Origin of the sequence: Rhizobium mesosinicum, from assembly GCF_019511345.1 — a bacterium.
Classification (GTDB): domain Bacteria; phylum Pseudomonadota; class Alphaproteobacteria; order Rhizobiales; family Rhizobiaceae; genus Rhizobium; species Rhizobium mesosinicum.
The window spans coordinates 225,252-241,303 of sequence record NZ_JAEUAK010000001.1; the positions used below are offsets into that span (position 1 = coordinate 225,252).

Consider the following 16,052-nt stretch of genomic DNA (forward strand, 5'->3'; position numbering starts at 1 on the left):
ACCGTGAGCAGCGATGCGTCCATACGCGCGATGAAGCCTTCGGCTTCGATGGCGCTTGCAACCGCGGCAGGGTGGGGCAAAGGCCTCTACACGCTGTTCCGCATCACCGTAATGGCCTTCCGTCATCCCTGGCAAGCAGGCCTCGCCATCGGCGCGACCCTGATCGCCTCCACCTTCCAGCTTCTGATCCCTCGCCTGCTCGGCCAGGCGGTCGACCATACGCAGGTGGCGCTTCACGGCGGCACAATCGGGCAGCAGGCGCAGGATGCGCTTCTGACGACGGCGCTGCTGCTGCTCGGCGCCAGCGTGCTGCGCGGCATCTTCACAATGATCCAGAACTACTACGGCGAAGCGGTCGGCCACCACTTGGGCTACGAACTGCGCCTCGCCTGCTACGAAAAGATCCAGCGTCTCTCCTTCTCCTTCCATGACAGCGTGCATTCGGGCGACTTGATCACGGTCGGCTTGCTCGATCTGGAAGGCGTGCGCATGTATTTCTCGACGGCGCTTGTGCGCGTCTTCCTGCTGACCATGCTGATCGGCATCGGCGCATACATGCTGCTCTCGACCGACGTCCTGCTCGGCCTGCTGGCGCTCTCCTTCGTGCCGTTCGTCGGTTGGCGCTCTTCTGTGACCCAGCTTCGCCTGCGCGCCACCTGGCTCGATTTGCAACAGCGACTTTCGGTGCTGACACGCATCATGGAGGAAAATCTCGGCGGCATCCGTGTCGTGCGCGCTTTTGCGGCCCAGGACCACGAACTGTCGAAGTTCGACGAGGCATCGAAGAATGCGCTGGAACTTGCCCACCAGCGTGTCGGCATCCGTGTCATCAATACCAGCGCCATGACCTTTTCCTTCTTTTTGGCCATGGGGCTGGTGCTGTGGGTCGGCGGCGGCAAAGTGCACTCCGGCGAGATCACCGTCGGTACGCTTGCCTCCTTCCTGACCTTCATGACAATTCTGCAAATGCCGGTGCGCCAACTCGGCTTGATGGTCAACGCCTTCGCCCGTGCTTCGACCTGCGGCACGCGCCTATTCGACCTGCTGGATCTTGAGATCGCCGTGCGCGACGCCCCCGATGCCAGGGAGTTAAAGGTGACGGAGGGTACGCTGCGCTTCGAGAATGTCAGCTTCGCCTATCCGAGTTCACCGATGCACGAAGTGCTGCATGGCGTGAGCTTCGAGGCGAAGCGCGGCGAGACGGTCGGCATCGTCGGGCCGCCCGGCAGCGGCAAGTCGACACTCGCGCACCTGATCCCACGCTTCTACGATGCGACCGGCGGTGCGATAACTATCGACGGGCAGGATATCAGTAAGGCGACGCTGCAGTCGCTGCGCCGCTCCGTCGCCGTCGTGCAGCAGGATTCCTTCCTGTTCACCACGACGATCGAAAACAACATCGCCTATGGCGATCCCTGGGCCAAGGAAGGCCGCATCGAGCGCGCCAGCGAAAGCGCGCAGTTGCACAACTACGTGCTCGGCCTGCCGACCGGCTACGGCACTGTTGTCGGCGAACGCGGCGTTTCGCTCTCGGGCGGCCAGCGACAGCGGCTTTCGATCGCCCGCGCGCTGATGCTCAAACCCGCCGTGATGGTGTTCGACGACTCGACCGCAGCAATCGACGCGGCAACCGAGCAGCGCATCCGCAGCGCCATGCGCCGCTACGCCGCCGATCGTGTGACGATCATCGTCGCCCATCGCCTGAGCTCGCTGATGCATGCCGACAAGATCCTTTTCATCGAGGACGGACGCATCGTCGAGCAGGGCACGCATGAGGAGCTCCTGGCGCTCGGCGGACGATATAAGGCACTTTACGATTTGCAGGTGCGACCGGGCGACGACGCTTTGAGCGCGTAAAAAACCGGCGCAGGAGGAAACGAGATGGCCGAGGAACTGGAAACCGAACGCCCCGACGTTCGCGAGGACGGCAGACGCCCGCCAAGGGCAGTCGTCGGCTCGCAGCGCGTCGAAGAGGAAATCTTCGGCAAGGTCTTCGATTCCAACATCGTCAAGCGTATCTGGGCCTTCGTGCATCCCTACCGGCGCGATGTCATCCTGTCGGTGATTTCCGTGCTGGTCTTCACCAGCATGCAGCTTCTCATTCCCTTGATCATCCGCTACGCCATCGACCATGGCATGCAGCCGGATGACAGCAGCCGGGCACTGGTCTTGGCGATCGTGGCCTTCCTGATCGCCATCCTCGTCAACTACTGCGCCAGCTATTTTCAGGAAACGCTGGTCGGCGGCGTGGCGGAAAACGTGCTCTTCGATATCCGCAGAGCGATGTTCTCGCATCTCCAGCGCGTGTCGCTCTCCTTCATGGATAAGACTGAGGTCGGCCGGCTGATGTCGCGCCTGCAGGGGGACGTCAATTCGATGCAGGAATTCCTGGAAACCTGCGTGCTGTCTGTCGGCGATATCTTCCTGCTCTTCGGCATCGTCTTCGTGATGCTCTATCTCGATTTCAAACTCGGCCTCCTGACGCTGTCCGTGCTGCCGGTACTCTTCGTCGTACGCCTGTTCTGGTTGCCGCTCGCCCGCAAATCTTTCATGGCTGCGCATGAGACGAATTCCGTGGCGAACGGCGCGTTGGCCGAGGCGATCCATGGTGTGCGCGCCGTTCAGAGCATGGACCGGCAGGACGTCAACTTCACACTTTATGACGATAAGGCACATGCCAACCTGCTGACACATCTGACGGCGGCCCGGTACGCGCAGATCATGGTACCGATCGTCGATACGCTGACGGGCATCGCCATGGCGCTCGTCATCGTCGTCGGCGGTGCGCGCGTGTTGAACCAGGCGCTCGACGTCGGCGTGCTCGTCGCCTTCCTCTTCTACATCCAGCGCTTCTTCGACCCTATCCGCTCACTCACACTGCAATATTCGGTCATGCAGCGCGCCATGGCCTCAGGCCAGCGGCTGACCGACGTGCTCGACGTGCCGATCGATATCAAGGATGCTCCGGATGCCAAGGTGCTCTCGCCCGACATGGACGGCTCCGTCGAATTCCGCGATGTCGTGTTCGGTTACAATCCCAAGCAGCCGGTGCTCAAGCATGTGAGCTTCAGGGTCAATCCCGGCGAGACTGTTGCCCTTGTCGGCCCGACCGGCTCGGGCAAGTCGAGCTGCATGTCGTTGATCCACCGCTTCTACGAAGTGCAGCAGGGACAGGTCATTGTCGGCGGCCATGATGTGCGCGAGTTGACGCAGGATTCGCTTGGCCAGCAGATCGCCATGGTGCTGCAGGAACCCTTCCTCTTCACAGGCACCGTTTTTGAAAACATCCGCTATCATAAGACGGAAGCCACCCGTGAACAGGTGATCGAGGCCGCCAAGGCCGTAGGTGCGCACGACTTCATCATGCGTCTGCCCCAGGGCTATGACAGCATGCTCGGCGAGCGCGGCGGCAACCTTTCGCTCGGCCAGCGCCAGCTTCTCTCCTTTGCCCGCGCACTGGTGGCTGACGCCAAGATCCTCGTGCTCGACGAGGCGACGGCCAATATCGACAGCTATACCGAAATGCTGATCCAGAAGGCGCTGGTGAAGCTGCTCGAAAACCGTACCGGCCTCGTCATCGCGCATCGGCTGGCGACGATCCGCGAAGCCGACCGCATCATCGTGCTGCAGAATGGCGAGATCGTCGAAAGCGGCAATCACCAGCAGCTCATGAAAAAGGGCAAGCTTTACTCGAAGCTCTATAACCTCAACTACGCTTCCTTCGACGATATTCCCGAGGACGTCTTGTGTAGGGAGCCACCGGTAATGTCCTAACGTCAAAAAAACGCCTAGTATTAATTTGACTATAAGGCCTCATGGGAAGGCAATTCAAGACATTCGGATAGATGCGCTTGCCTGCTTGTAAAACATTACTCATTTTCTATTAGCTTTAAATGCCCTGAGTCACGAATGCCACATTTCAACCTTTGTCGATTTTCCACCCTTTATTACGACAACGAGGATTTTTTTAGTTTCTTCGAAGAAAATACTTATTAACTTTCCGCCAGCGACAGTGCGTCAACAGGCCCCGATTAGTTGACCCGCACTCGATCAAAGTGTTCTGCCAAATTGGTGGATGATCGCTGTTTTGAGAATCTGGTGGCGCTCAGTGGCTTCCAGCGGGCTTTGCGCCTGGTTCCGTCAAAAGACGGTCTTATTTAGCTTGGAAGAAAGATGCTATCCATACGAAGGAAGCATTTTCCCCGAGGATACATCATCCACGTGCGCACGAAGGATTGCCGCTTCCACTGCTTGGTCCGTGCGCAAAACTCGCCGCAAAAGGTGCATATTCACAAGAATACCCGGCTCATTTCTGCTCGTCGCCAGCATCTCCATTACGAATGAGCGCTTGAATGAAATGCCGAAATAAATGTGACACTTCGTTCTACTCCAGGTCGGATCGAGAACTCTGCCGTCAGCATCCACAAGCCAAGCATGCTGAACCGGAACTGTTAATGCTGGTTCAAGTGCGTAGCCTTCAGCATAAAATACATCATCTCGCGCTGCTGCGTATGCGGTCGCATTGTAGAAACACGCCCGCTTCAGACCAATTTTCAACCACTCGGGTTTTTTTTCGCGCGGCAGGGCATATCGACCATACTTTGACAGCGCCGTCGCATGGCCGAATGTCGGCTCTGTGGATCTAAGAAATTCGATATGTCTACGCAGCTCCTCAGCCAGCCCATTCTCTGTCGTTTCCGTGTCTAGCAGCAAAGGGGCCTCCTTCTCGTTCGAGGATTGATAATCAGACGATTTACTTAGCCCCACAAGCAGCCACTCGCACATTTCTGCGAGATGAGCGTCCTGAGTTCCCGTTGCGCCGGCGAGGCGGCCCGTCTTGTGGTATGCGATTGACCAATTTGACAGGTGAATCCAGCCAACCGCTATTGACGGGACATAGATCCCGGCGTCCAATAGATGGATCAATAAGAGTTATCATTCATGAAGAAGGTAGACGACCGCCTCACCGCGGCCTCTCGGGTTACGCTTGACGTTGCAAGCGAGCGCCTCAGACAAGCGTTGGAGTCCGTCGGTGGCCGTTTCTCGAAAATCACCCGAGAGAACTGCGCTGATATCCTCTCGCTTTACCTCGCTGCCGGCGCCCCAACTGCGGGAACTCGATCAATTGGCGACGCCGATGGTTGTCGAAGACGTAGCCAAAATTAGCTGTCTCGACCAATCTCGCTTGGAGGCGTGCAGATACCGCTACCTCCTAGTACTTTCGCGGATATCCCTCAGTGGTTGCGACCACCCCCCGGCAGCCCCCTGCTCTAATTGCACTTAGTTTCCATCCTCCAGCGGCCGAGCCTGGCTGGCACATCATGCACTGGGCCAGATCATGGATGTGGTCTGAACCTGTTATAAGCTCAACCGTCGCCCGATGGTTCGGTTATCGGTTATCGACACTGCTCGACAGGTTTTTCCAACGTACCTAGTTTCGGTCCTTTTGGTCCATCTGATTTTTTTCTCAGATAACGGCCTCTGCTAAGCCGGCGATACGAAAAGTTTTTTTTGGAACACAGGAGTTGCATGCGCCCACTTCGACAGGACGACGTGGGCGACCGCGGCAGTAAACGATGGCCTTGTCGGCCTTCCTGGATGGACATCAGAAGCATTCCTCACGCGAATATGCTCGACCCTGGTTACCTCACAACCTTGGCATCCGCCCGCCGAACATAAAATTCCACCGGCGAAAATCAACTTGCTTCGATCAGCGCCATCATAGGGCCAAGGGCTCGCAAGAATGGTGGAACGTTGGGTTATTGGGATACCGCAGGCAAATCGGACGAATGGTACACGCCAAAGCATGTCTTCGAAGCGCTTGGGTGCCGCTTCGATCTCGATGTCGCTGCACCGCGAGACGCCACAACACATGTTCCGGCATCCAACTTCATAGCTGAAGGCGGCTTAGAGCGTGCGTGGTCGGGATTCGTTTGGATGAACCCCCCATTTGGAGGCCGGAACGGGTTGAAGCCCTGGCTGGACAAGTTCTTCCAGCATGGCAACGGGATTGCTTTGACGCCCGACCGAACCAGCGCGCCTTGGTTTCATGAGGCTTGGACGAAGGCGGACCAGGTGCTATTTACTCCTAAGCTTCGCTTCATCAGGCCGGACGGCACCGAGGGCAAATCTCCTTCGAACGGAACTGCGCTCTGGGCTACAGGAGAGCAAGCATCGGTAGCGTTGCTGAACGCAGCGGCTAAACGGCTTGGCATCCTAGCCAGCCCTTTACGGATAGTCTCTAGCGTCGTCTCTAATTAGAGGAACTGCCAAAACCTCCGCAGGAAAGCGCTAGTCGTCTCTGGAATCGCGAGACATTACGTGCGTGTGCCCCCGACTTTTGACCTGACACTCAGCATCAGCAGGAGGGCTCAAGCACAGGCTTGAGGATACTGATGACTAACGAGTTTCGACAGGTTGGCCCTGATGATAGGTGACGTCCGGCGGAGACGCTGGAATCGCGCTGAAAAGGCACACTCGTGCCCGATAACTTCTCGCGTTCCTTCGGCGCGTGCGAAAGGATCATGAAGGAGCGGTATTCAAGGCGGCAAGAGGGAGCCAGTTCCAAGCTCTCGTTCGAGGCGCACCGTAGTTCGGACTTGGCGGGGTGCCTAACGGAGCGCACGCAGTTCTCATCGCATGTGAAGCACGCCGGCTCAACTGCCTCTGGCCATATGATCGGAGATGATTTTCAAACGCACGTCAGTGGCTGTGTCGCGTCCTGCGCTGAGCTTGAGCGTTGCCAATTTCGGCCTTGCGGCTGCCAAGAATCCGGACAACCATTTAGTCATCGATGACGAGATGGAAGCAGGCAATGACAGATTTCCTTGAAAGTACTGCAATAAGAAAACTAACGAATGCACTGCTGACCTTCGAAAATGATTGCGAGTTTCCCATGTACGTCTATGGGAAATACGAGGATGCGCATCGGATAGTCTCGGGTCCGACCCTATCAGTTGCGCTCACGCACGCCCTTCCATTCTTGGCGAAGGGACTGGGTCATTCACGTGCAGTATACGGAGCGAGACAGATGCCGGAGTCCGGCAGGACTTACGGCTGCCTTGAAGTTGAATTTCCCGATGAGGATGAACGCCCGTCCGATGGCTACGCCGAACTCGGGATTCGTAGCTCAGTGACTTTCGATGACAAGATAGAAGTATTCGATGTTCTGTCCGAGTTCGATCACGCGGAGGGCTTACTTCGTTATCGCGCCCAGGAAATGGGTGATACCCCCAACGAACGGGCTTCTATCAAGGATGCCGTCGACGAATACGTAAAGGGCTGCCAACCAGCTGATGCTATGGGATCCCAAAGCGCGTTTCGACTTCAGGCAGGGACTGGACGATCTTTTCAAGGAGCGTGACTGGACGCCATTCATATCCACTGGCGCATTTGCCGTTCCAAACGTCGACATCTCGAACGTGGAAGTGATCTTCAAAGATATCGATGATGACTGGCTCGTGAAGTTTTTCTATGTCAACGGCGACGTCAGTGGCTGGGAACTTGAGTACGCAGAGCTTAAAAAGGGAAAGATGTTCATTCGACGGGATGGCTATAGCGCGCTCAGATCCGCGTCGCCTGCTTTCGATGGTCAGCAGCTTCCCCAAGTATACGATGCGCTACAGCATGCAATCGAGCAGTTTTCAAATCGTTGATCAGTTGGCGATTGCCTTTAAGCAAGTCGCCATGCCGACCTGGCGTACGGAACACAACTCGCGATCCTGCAGATCTGATAAGTAGTGTCAGAGTGAAAGACGTTCGAAAGTCGCCGCTAGGACCCAATGGGACTTTTCTCCACGCTAGCGCTATAAATCTGCCCGATCGCGCGCCCTAGGCTGGAATCGAATTCCGCATCAGTCATCGTTGCCTTGAGATCTTCCGTCAAGGCTCGTGAAAAGCTGGCGATCATGCCTTGGTTGTGGGTGAGCTTTTCGCAGGCTTCGATGCGACTGTAACCACCAGAAAGAGCCACCACGCGGACGACTGATTTGTGGTCGATCAGCGGTTTATAGAAATCGGGAACGGTTGGAATCGAGACTTTGATCATGACTTGCTGACCGGACGCCAAGCCGTCGAGTTCACGGATGATCTCATCCAGGAGGATTGCCTCGGCTCCCTGCTTTGTAGGGCTTTTGACGAGAACCTCAGGTTCGATAATCGGAATTAACTGGTGGTCGAGGATCCGTTTTCCGATTTCGAACTGTTGCCTCACGACAGAGGCGATTCCCGACCGGTCGGCATAAGCAATCACCGACCGCATTTTGGTTCCGAAGATTCCCCTTGAAACGGCACGCTCAAGGAGAGCGTCAAGGTCAGGTATCGGCTTCATCAGCTGCACCCCGTTCGCCTCCGCCGCCAACCCCTTATCGACCTTCAAAAATGGAACGATGGCCCGGTCTTCCCACAGGTACGACGGGACCGCTTTGCCGCCTACGTCGCCATCCATTGTTTTCTCAAAGAGGATTGCGCCGATCACCTTCTCGCCGGAAAAAGATGGCGTGGTCATGATCCGAACACGCATACTGTGAACCAAACGAAACATTTCTTCGTCGCCACTATAGTCGGAGTCTGCAATGCCATAGAGGCGCAGAGCGGCTGGTGTGGAACCTCCGCTCTGATCGAGAGCTGCGACGAAGCCCGCCTTGCTCGTCATCTGCGACATCATTCTTGCATCTGGTGCCATTATATCCCTCGTGTCATGGCGGTGATCGCCTAGACTTTAGTTCCGCCTGCACGTCCATGTTGATCGACCACCCCTTGGCCGATGCCCCGACGTTTGATCGTTGCTTGAAAGATCACCCACCCGTAACGCTCATATGCCGGGCGACAGCGGGCCGCTTGTGGGTGCGATCGATAATGAAATCGTGGCCTTTGGGCTTGCGGGTGATCGCCTCGTCGATCGCCGCATGCAGCAGGCCGTCGTCTTCGGTGGCGCGCAGCGCTGATCGCAGGTCGGCGGCGTCGTTCTGGCCAAGGCACATATAAAGCGTGCCGGTGCAGGTGAGGCGCACGCGGTTGCAGCTCTCGCAGAAATTATGGGTGAGCGGCGTGATGAATCCGAGGCGGCCGCCGGTCTCTGCGACGCGGACGTAGCGCGCAGGGCCGCCGGTCTGGTAGTCGATATCTTCGAGAGTGAATTGCCGTTCGAGACTGGCGCGCAGTTGTGAGAGCGGCAGGTATTGGTCCGTGCGGTCTTCCTCGATCTCGCCCATCGGCATGGTTTCGATGACGGTCAGATCCATTCCGCGGCCATGGGCGAAACGCAGCATGTCTGGTATTTCCGTCTCGTTGAAACCTTTCAGCGCCACGGCATTGAGCTTGATCTTCAGGCCGGCCTTCTGGGCGGCATCGATACCCTCCATGACCTTGGCGAAATCGCCCCAGCGGGTGATCTTTCGGAATTTTTCCGGATCGAGTGTGTCGAGCGAGACGTTGATGCGGCGCACGCCGCAGTCATAGAGCTCCTTGGCATGGCGGGCGAGCTGCGAACCGTTGGTGGTGATCGTCAGCTCGTCGAGGCCGGAGCCGATCTGCTTTCCGAGCTGGCGCACCAGATGCATGATGTTCTTGCGCACCAGAGGCTCGCCGCCGGTCAGGCGGATCTTGCGCACGCCCTTGGCGATGAAGGCGGAACAGAGCCGGTCGAGCTCTTCCAGAGTCAAAAGGTCCTTCTTCGGCAGGAACGTCATGTTTTCCGCCATGCAATAGGTGCAGCGGAAATCGCAACGGTCGGTGACGGAGACGCGCAGATAAGTGAGCGCTCGTCCGAACGGGTCGACCATCGCTGGTGATGGGTTGCCTTCTGAGCTTGATAAGTCTCTCGCAAACAACGTCACTTCCGCACTCCGGGAATCGATCGACTAAAATTACTGTGATCGTAGCGAGCTGCAACCATCCCAGAGTATAGGGTTGAAGAGCAGTCGGGTCGCTACCCTCTTGGCGAGATGACACCCCGCAGCAGATCATCCGACCGGAATTTTAGCCGCAGTCATAGGCGCGTGGTGAGATTCCGGAGCAAATCCCGCGCGAGGATGTGATATTGGATCTCTCATTTTTCGCTACGGATCTTGCGCAACAAATCTCTAGAAAATGTTCGAAGCGGGCGGCCCATCTCGTACACAACCGGAGTGTGAACCCGATTGTCTTTGAAGCGCGGATATTTCAGCGCCCGAGTGAGCAATGTGGGCACACGAGTAACTGTCACAACAAAATCCGCGTCGCTCAAATCACAGTCGGCCGCAAGAGAAGCATCGACTACGTGAATGACGCCTCCAAGCCGCTCTAAGGATGAGGGGCTCATGTTCTTTAGCGGGATCAGTCGCCAGTCCAGGCCGTCTTCCGACACATCAGCCCGCAGTTTTTCTGTAAAGCGCTCGATGTCAATTTCGTCACTTACAATGATGACGCCGTGAGCTTCGACTGGTTCGTGCCGAATGGCTTCCATGAGTTCCAGTTCCGTTTGGATCTGGACCGTTTGGGCTTTCTCCACAAGCTGGTCTTTCAGAGCTTCGCTTAGAGCGTACCGAAAATCGAGATCATAATTCTCAGCTGGAACCTCCAGAAATTCCCAATCGGCTTCGAATGTGAGCCGGAACGTCGTGCCGAAGGCTTTGCGGAAGCGCTCACCCATTTCACCACGCCTCGATCGCAGCGTATAAGTGACGAGGCAGTTCAAGCTCCGGCTCAAACGAAGAGCAGACCTCTCCGGTGCATTGATCCAGAGCGATAGCGCCGACGCAGTGACGATCTCGATCCGCGCATGGCTTGGTCGCGCCCTTTTTCCCCGGGGTGGGAATGCAACAATGCTCGGACCGAAAGCCTCCGTCAGACGGTCTTGAAGCTTATCTCGCTCGGAAGAGGTATCGACTACGATCAGCACGTCGCCGAGCAAACCCGCCTCTTCGTACCGCTCTAGCAGTGCGGCAAGAAGAGCTGAGCGACCAGTTCCCGCCGGCATGCTAACCTTGACCTCCGGGACACGAGCTTCTTTTCCAATGAATTTCACCACGTCTTCAACTACCGCACGATGGAAGTGCGAGGGTAAGTAATGGCCTCGTCGCTTCAGCAACTTCTTATCACGAGGCCATTTCACGCCGCCAACTGTCGTACGGGTGAAGATGGCGTTTGCGGTCTTCGCGCGGCTAAGATCTGCGCCTGTCATATCCGCCAGAGTGAAGTCGAAACCGCTGAGGTCTGCACAGCCGAAATCTATGTGTCGCAAGTCGACATTTCGGAAGTCTTTGGACGGATCCATCTCGGCTATCCGTACGAGATCTTCGAAGCTTGTAGCAGTCGAGTCACGAAGGAGTCGAAGTGATCGGGCGGCCTTAGGGTCAATCATTGATGTCATCCTGTCGCAGTTCCGCTTGGCTGAAGATCACTTCACCTGTCGTTTCGTCCAACAACGCTTTCTGAACGACGATCGCCATAAGTTTTTCCTTCAAACTTCCACGGTCCTCAGCCGGGAGATCAAACTCGCAGTTCACGTCCTTTGGTGACACCAAGACTTTGACGGTAACATCCGCCATAGTCGACGGAGGTGTCTCGATCTGACAAATCGGCGCAACCCCCAGAGCACGATGTCCGAGAGTATCGCCGCCGCCCGGATCTGTTACGATCCACATTCCCCCGGCCGTTGGCTCCAGCCCGGCGACCTTAGGGTTGTCGCCCAGGCGCTCGCCAAAAATTCGCCCTGTTGTCGATGAGACAGCAACCTGCGCACGGCGCAAGGACAACTCGACCTTCATATCGTCAAGCACGAGCGGCTGCTTTCCAAACCAAAGATCAGCTTGGACATCAAAGCGCTCGGGCGTGCTTCCCTGGTTCTCCGACAGAGTGAGCTCCACGCATCTGGGGAAGAAATCCTTCTTTCCGCTGTTAAAGTGCCTCGATGGTGCATTCGCGCTGGGCGTCTTCCTTGCTGGTAGCCCTGGTTCTCTTCGTGGGTCGATGGCAGACAAAAAGGCTTCCGCGGTGTGCTTCCAAGTGCACCCTTTCTCGGTCTTCAATCGCTCTCTAAGACGGATGGCATCTTGTTTCGCCAATGGCAGGTCCTTGGCGACTTCGACGATTGCCTCAGCTATCGCGTCTACATCACGCTGCCTACCAACCCCACCTAGCATATCAACCGAATGGATTTCGCCTCTTCCAACTTGGCTGCTGATAAACTTGAAAAGTCCCGTTTTCCTGCCGAGTATGAGGGGTACCTCGCAGCCGATCGCTTCCCAGCCAAATAATCCAAAGCCTTCATGAAACGACGGAACGATGGCCAGATTCGATTGCTTCAAAACGCTCACTACGGCGTTCGGATCGTCGTTGAACGGGCGAGGAACAATGTTAACGTGACGGCCTGCAATACGGCTGGCGAGTGTTTCGAGCTTCGCTTCGCGGATCCGATCTCCATCCACGCCGATGATGAATACCGTCGGGTCTTCCAAAAGCTTCACTGTCCAGGCGGCATCGCGAATCGCCTTTCCAAGTGCCTCTATTGGAAGCGCGGCCTGTTTGAGTGGCTCTTGGTCGGGAGTGAACCTCCCCGCGATCGCGATCCTCAGTTGATTGTTGAGGGCTGAGTTTCGCTCGAACTGTTCAGGAAAGCCGGGGATCAGCACATGCGGTTGTTTCCCCCCCAAGCTCCCAGCCTTCTCGGCCAGATAAGTGCCAACGCCGAAGACCGTTGCGTGAGGGGTTTCGAATAGTTGCTGCTGGCGATCGAAATTCAGCCCCGTTTTCTCGCCAAGACCACCACGAAGGTTTTGGTACTCTTCATATGCCATGTGGTGAATGAGAGCGACACGACCACCGCATCTTTCAGCCGCCTTCACGGCGACTGACCCGGTGACGATATCATGACCTATGAAAACCGAATCCTGCCGGGGATCGAAACCGTTTTTCGTAAGCCATTCTACGATTTCATAAGAGCTGGCGTCCGTCGGCCTCCCATTCTCGACGCCAGACACTCGCAGGACATGAACGCCTTTTTTCTCGGCATCGTGACGCTCGTCGTTGTTCACGTCAGTGACGACGCACACCAATTTGTGATCCAGCCGGAGTGCGGAAAGCCCTGAGAGAAAGGAATAGTTAAAGGAATTGATTCCGCCCTCGCGGTTACCCCAAGCTGTAGCCACAGCGACGATAAGCATGATGTTCCCCCAGCTGATTTCGCAACTTCTAGTACCCGGGCAATGAAAGACCGGTTAAGATTGGGCGCAATGTTTGACATGGGAAAAATAAATAAATAATGTCTGTTTTATCGAGAATGTTCATGGGGAGCCGAATGTTCGAGCCCGAGTTGGTCCGCGCGTTTGTGACGGTGATCGAGAGCGGCGGCTTCAGTCGGGCCGCTGAGCGGCTTAACGCCACCCAGTCGACAATCAGCTACCAGATAAAACGGCTTGAATCCCAAGCGGGGCGGACGTTCATCAACCGCACGACCCGTTCCGTCTCACTGACTGAAGACGGAGAGGTATTCATGGGCTACGCCCAAAAATTCCTCCGGCTCGTAGACGATGCAAAGCAACACTTCGGTGCGCCCAAGCTTGCGGGCACTGTTCGCTTTGGTGCCTCTGACGACTTTGCGACATATTGCCTGCCAGAACTCCTGGCCCGCTTCAGAAGAATTCATCCGGACGTCACCCTAAGCGTCGAGATCGGCATTAGCCGCAATCTGGTTGACCGCCTCTACGACGGCGATTTCGACCTGGTGCTCGGCAAGCGCGCTTTGGGGGATGACGGAGGCGAGCTCGTTTTTCGTGAACGGATGAACTGGGTCGCGGCTCACGACTACGATTTCAATCCCGAAGAGCCTGTCCAGCTTGCGGTGTTTCCCCAGCCTTGCATCTACCGTGCAACGGCATTGGAAGCTTTGGGCTCAGCCGGACGTCCGTGGCACATTGTTTACACCTGTCCGAGCCTTTCCGGCGTACGCGCTGCCGCCCTTTCTGGCTTCGCGATAACGCCCCTCGCCTCCGACTTTGTTTCGCCCGAGTTGCGGGTTCTTCCGGATTCGAGTGGGCTTCCGCCGATGCCTGAGATCGAGTTTGCCCTCTACTGGGGCAAAGGCGGCGATTCAGCGGCCGCGCGGGCGTTTGGCGATCTCATTCGCACTGACGCTGGCGGGCTTCAACAGGCCTTCAGGGTGGCTTCGTAACGGGACGTAATTTGCTGCGGAACCTGGTTTCGTGGGCTTCCGAATTGTGTAAACGCGCCTAAATATCGAGGACGATTTCCCCTCCGTGCGCCCTCGATACGCATGGCATAAAGAATTGGAAGCGGTCATCCTCGGTCAAGACCATATCTCTGTGGTCTGCATCGCCAGTGATCAGCCGCACCTGGCAGGTCCCGCATGTCCCGGTTTCACACGAACTACGCGGATGGAGCCCGTTCGCACGCAACACCTCGAGGATCGTCCTGTCAGCTGGCACATCAAAAACTTCGCCGGTAGAGACGCGCCTCACCTTGAAGGGCGCACTATTGACGTCGATCGCGCTGACCCCGGAGAAATCCTCGAAATGCAGCTGCGATCGGGGCCAATGTATGGTCAGCAACCGGAGCGTTTCCATCAGGGCGCTCGGACCGCAATAGTAAAGATGGGTGTTTGCAGGAGTAGCGACTAGCGGCCATAGATTGAACCTGCGACCGCGGACGGCGGAGTGATGGACGGTCAGGCGATCGGAGGGAACTTCGAGCAGTTCTTCCAGGTAAGCAGCATGCTCGGGTGCACGGCTGAGGTAAACCAGGTGGAAGTCAGGGTGGTGTTCGCGAGAGAGTTTTCTGAAGATCGAAATCATCGGCGTGATACCGACACCGCCAGCAATGAGGAGATGGCGGTCTCCATTCACGATCTCGATCTCGTTCGCCGGCTCCGTGGCTGATATCAACGTCCCCTTCACCGCGGCCTGATGCATGCTAGCCGAGCCGCCGCGGCCGGCGCGTTCGTGTTTCACCGCGATTGTATACCGATCTCGATCCAGCTCGTCGTTTGTCAGCGAATAGCTACGCACATCTCCGCTGGGTGTTTGCACTTTAATATGCGCTCCGGCGCGGAAGGGAGCGAGAACGCCCCCGTCTGGTCTGCGGAGTTCAAACTCGCAGATGTCTTCCGTCAAGTTGCGACGGGCGGTTACGACGAGATTCCGTTCACCAAGCATTCTACTGTCCTTAAACCTTGATCACATCGCCCGAACGAACCGAGCCGGCTTCAAGTACTTCGGCATAGACTCCCAAATCGGCGTGGCTGTAATGCTGCATGAGCAGGCGGGGCACGGGAAGATCACGCAAAGCACTGACGGGATTCACCTCGGTTGCGGCGCAGCGACGTGTTTTTCTCACGATCCGCAAGCGAGCGGTCCCGATAGAGAACTCCGTCCCGACCAAATCAAGCTCTGAGAATGGAGGCCACCCGTCGAAATAAATATTTGCCCGAAATCGCAGAGGGTCGACCGCTCTTCCCACCTTGGCTTCAAGGTCGCGGACTGATGCCAAATTGATCAGGGAAACCGCATTCATCAGTTCCTTCGACACAACGGACACGTCGGTAAAGCGGTGAACGCCTGCGTATGCGAAGATCGGGCGCTGTTGCACTCCGAGATCGAACATCGTCGCGAAGAAATCCACAGCAGCCGACACATCGGCGCTTTGATGGAGGTTCCCCTCGAACGCCGTGTGCCCCTGTATTTTCATCGTCAACTGACGGGTCGACGGATCGAGATAAGTCTGGAGACCGGCGAGGCGGTCTTCCTTCACCAGCACCAAAAATCGGTCTTTTGGCAGCGGTTGCGGGTTTACCGGATCAAATCCGCTGTCGTATCTCGCGAAACCAAAAACACGGTCATTCGGAAAGCCTTCGGCAACCTGCAGATCGACACCCGGAATACCCTGTGGGCTCAGGCCTTTGATCGGGTAGTAAAACAGGCTCTCTATATTCCCTTGCATTGCTACATCGACCTTCTGGGGGACTGAGTGCAGGAGCAACATTTGCTCCGCCTTTTCAAGGATGCTCTCGCGACAAGGCCGCGATTGGCGGTTCTGGCAACCGAGAGCGTTGACGTTTT

At 56.7% G+C, this 16,052-nt stretch carries 13 protein-coding genes; 6 read left to right on the forward strand and 7 right to left on the reverse strand.

Features of this window, described 5'->3' with window-relative positions:
- Positions 1 to 3: 3 nt before the first annotated feature.
- Together JNB85_RS01105 and JNB85_RS01110 are read left to right on the forward strand one after the other, a co-directional pair.
- Complete coding sequence (locus tag JNB85_RS01105; RefSeq protein WP_220332551.1) at positions 4 to 1,857, forward strand: ABC transporter ATP-binding protein; 1,854 nt, start codon at positions 4 to 6, stop codon at positions 1,855 to 1,857.
- Between the two features lie 24 nt (positions 1,858 to 1,881).
- Complete coding sequence (locus JNB85_RS01110) at positions 1,882 to 3,774, forward strand: ABC transporter ATP-binding protein (RefSeq protein ID WP_220332552.1); 1,893 nt, start codon at positions 1,882 to 1,884, stop codon at positions 3,772 to 3,774.
- A gap of 402 nt (positions 3,775 to 4,176) precedes the next feature.
- Here JNB85_RS01110 and JNB85_RS01115 read toward each other — a convergent pair whose 3' ends face one another.
- A complete protein-coding gene (locus tag JNB85_RS01115; RefSeq protein ID WP_220332553.1) occupies positions 4,177 to 4,713 on the reverse strand; it encodes a hypothetical protein in 537 nt (178 codons plus the stop codon).
- Positions 4,714 to 5,754: 1,041 nt separating this feature from the next.
- Between JNB85_RS01115 and JNB85_RS01120 the strand changes: the two genes are divergently transcribed.
- The 3 genes from JNB85_RS01120 to JNB85_RS01130 all read left to right on the forward strand — a co-directional run bounded on the left by JNB85_RS01120 (position 5,755) and on the right by JNB85_RS01130 (position 7,655).
- On the forward strand, positions 5,755 to 6,261 hold the full coding sequence (locus JNB85_RS01120; protein WP_220332554.1) for a DNA N-6-adenine-methyltransferase: 507 nt from the start codon (positions 5,755 to 5,757) through the stop codon (positions 6,259 to 6,261).
- Positions 6,262 to 6,814: 553 nt separating this feature from the next.
- Positions 6,815 to 7,363 (forward strand): hypothetical protein, encoded by a 549-nt coding sequence (locus tag JNB85_RS01125; RefSeq protein ID WP_220332555.1) that lies wholly within the window; start codon positions 6,815 to 6,817, stop codon positions 7,361 to 7,363.
- A gap of 58 nt (positions 7,364 to 7,421) precedes the next feature.
- Positions 7,422 to 7,655 (forward strand): hypothetical protein, encoded by a 234-nt coding sequence (locus tag JNB85_RS01130; protein ID WP_220332556.1) that lies wholly within the window; start codon positions 7,422 to 7,424, stop codon positions 7,653 to 7,655.
- A 116-nt stretch (positions 7,656 to 7,771) separates the two neighbouring features.
- On the opposite strand, the gene JNB85_RS01135 is transcribed toward JNB85_RS01130, so the two are convergent.
- From JNB85_RS01135 to JNB85_RS01150, 4 genes are all read right to left on the reverse strand, one after another.
- Positions 7,772 to 8,683, reverse strand: a complete 912-nt coding sequence (locus tag JNB85_RS01135; protein ID WP_220332557.1) for a fructose bisphosphate aldolase — start codon at positions 8,681 to 8,683, stop codon at positions 7,772 to 7,774.
- Positions 8,684 to 8,795: 112 nt separating this feature from the next.
- Entirely contained in the window at positions 8,796 to 9,782 is a 987-nt protein-coding gene (gene moaA / locus JNB85_RS01140; protein WP_220332558.1) for a GTP 3',8-cyclase MoaA, read from the reverse strand.
- A gap of 266 nt (positions 9,783 to 10,048) precedes the next feature.
- Complete coding sequence (locus JNB85_RS01145) at positions 10,049 to 11,254, reverse strand: pentapeptide repeat-containing protein (protein WP_220332559.1); 1,206 nt, start codon at positions 11,252 to 11,254, stop codon at positions 10,049 to 10,051.
- A gap of 79 nt (positions 11,255 to 11,333) precedes the next feature.
- Positions 11,334 to 13,142, reverse strand: coding sequence for a glycosyltransferase family 4 protein (locus tag JNB85_RS01150; protein ID WP_220332560.1), 1,809 nt, complete (start codon positions 13,140 to 13,142; stop codon positions 11,334 to 11,336).
- A 134-nt stretch (positions 13,143 to 13,276) separates the two neighbouring features.
- Here JNB85_RS01150 and JNB85_RS01155 point away from each other — a divergent pair, with 134 nt between their 5' ends.
- Positions 13,277 to 14,149, forward strand: coding sequence for a LysR substrate-binding domain-containing protein (locus tag JNB85_RS01155; protein WP_220332561.1), 873 nt, complete (start codon positions 13,277 to 13,279; stop codon positions 14,147 to 14,149).
- A 58-nt stretch (positions 14,150 to 14,207) separates the two neighbouring features.
- On the opposite strand, the gene JNB85_RS01160 is transcribed toward JNB85_RS01155, so the two are convergent.
- Positions 14,208 to 15,149, reverse strand: a complete 942-nt coding sequence (locus JNB85_RS01160) for a PDR/VanB family oxidoreductase (protein ID WP_220332562.1) — start codon at positions 15,147 to 15,149, stop codon at positions 14,208 to 14,210.
- 10 nt (positions 15,150 to 15,159) lie between these two features.
- On the reverse strand, positions 15,160 to 15,975 hold the full coding sequence (locus JNB85_RS01165; protein ID WP_223216388.1) for an MOSC domain-containing protein: 816 nt from the start codon (positions 15,973 to 15,975) through the stop codon (positions 15,160 to 15,162).
- Between the last annotated feature and the right edge of the window lie 77 nt (positions 15,976 to 16,052).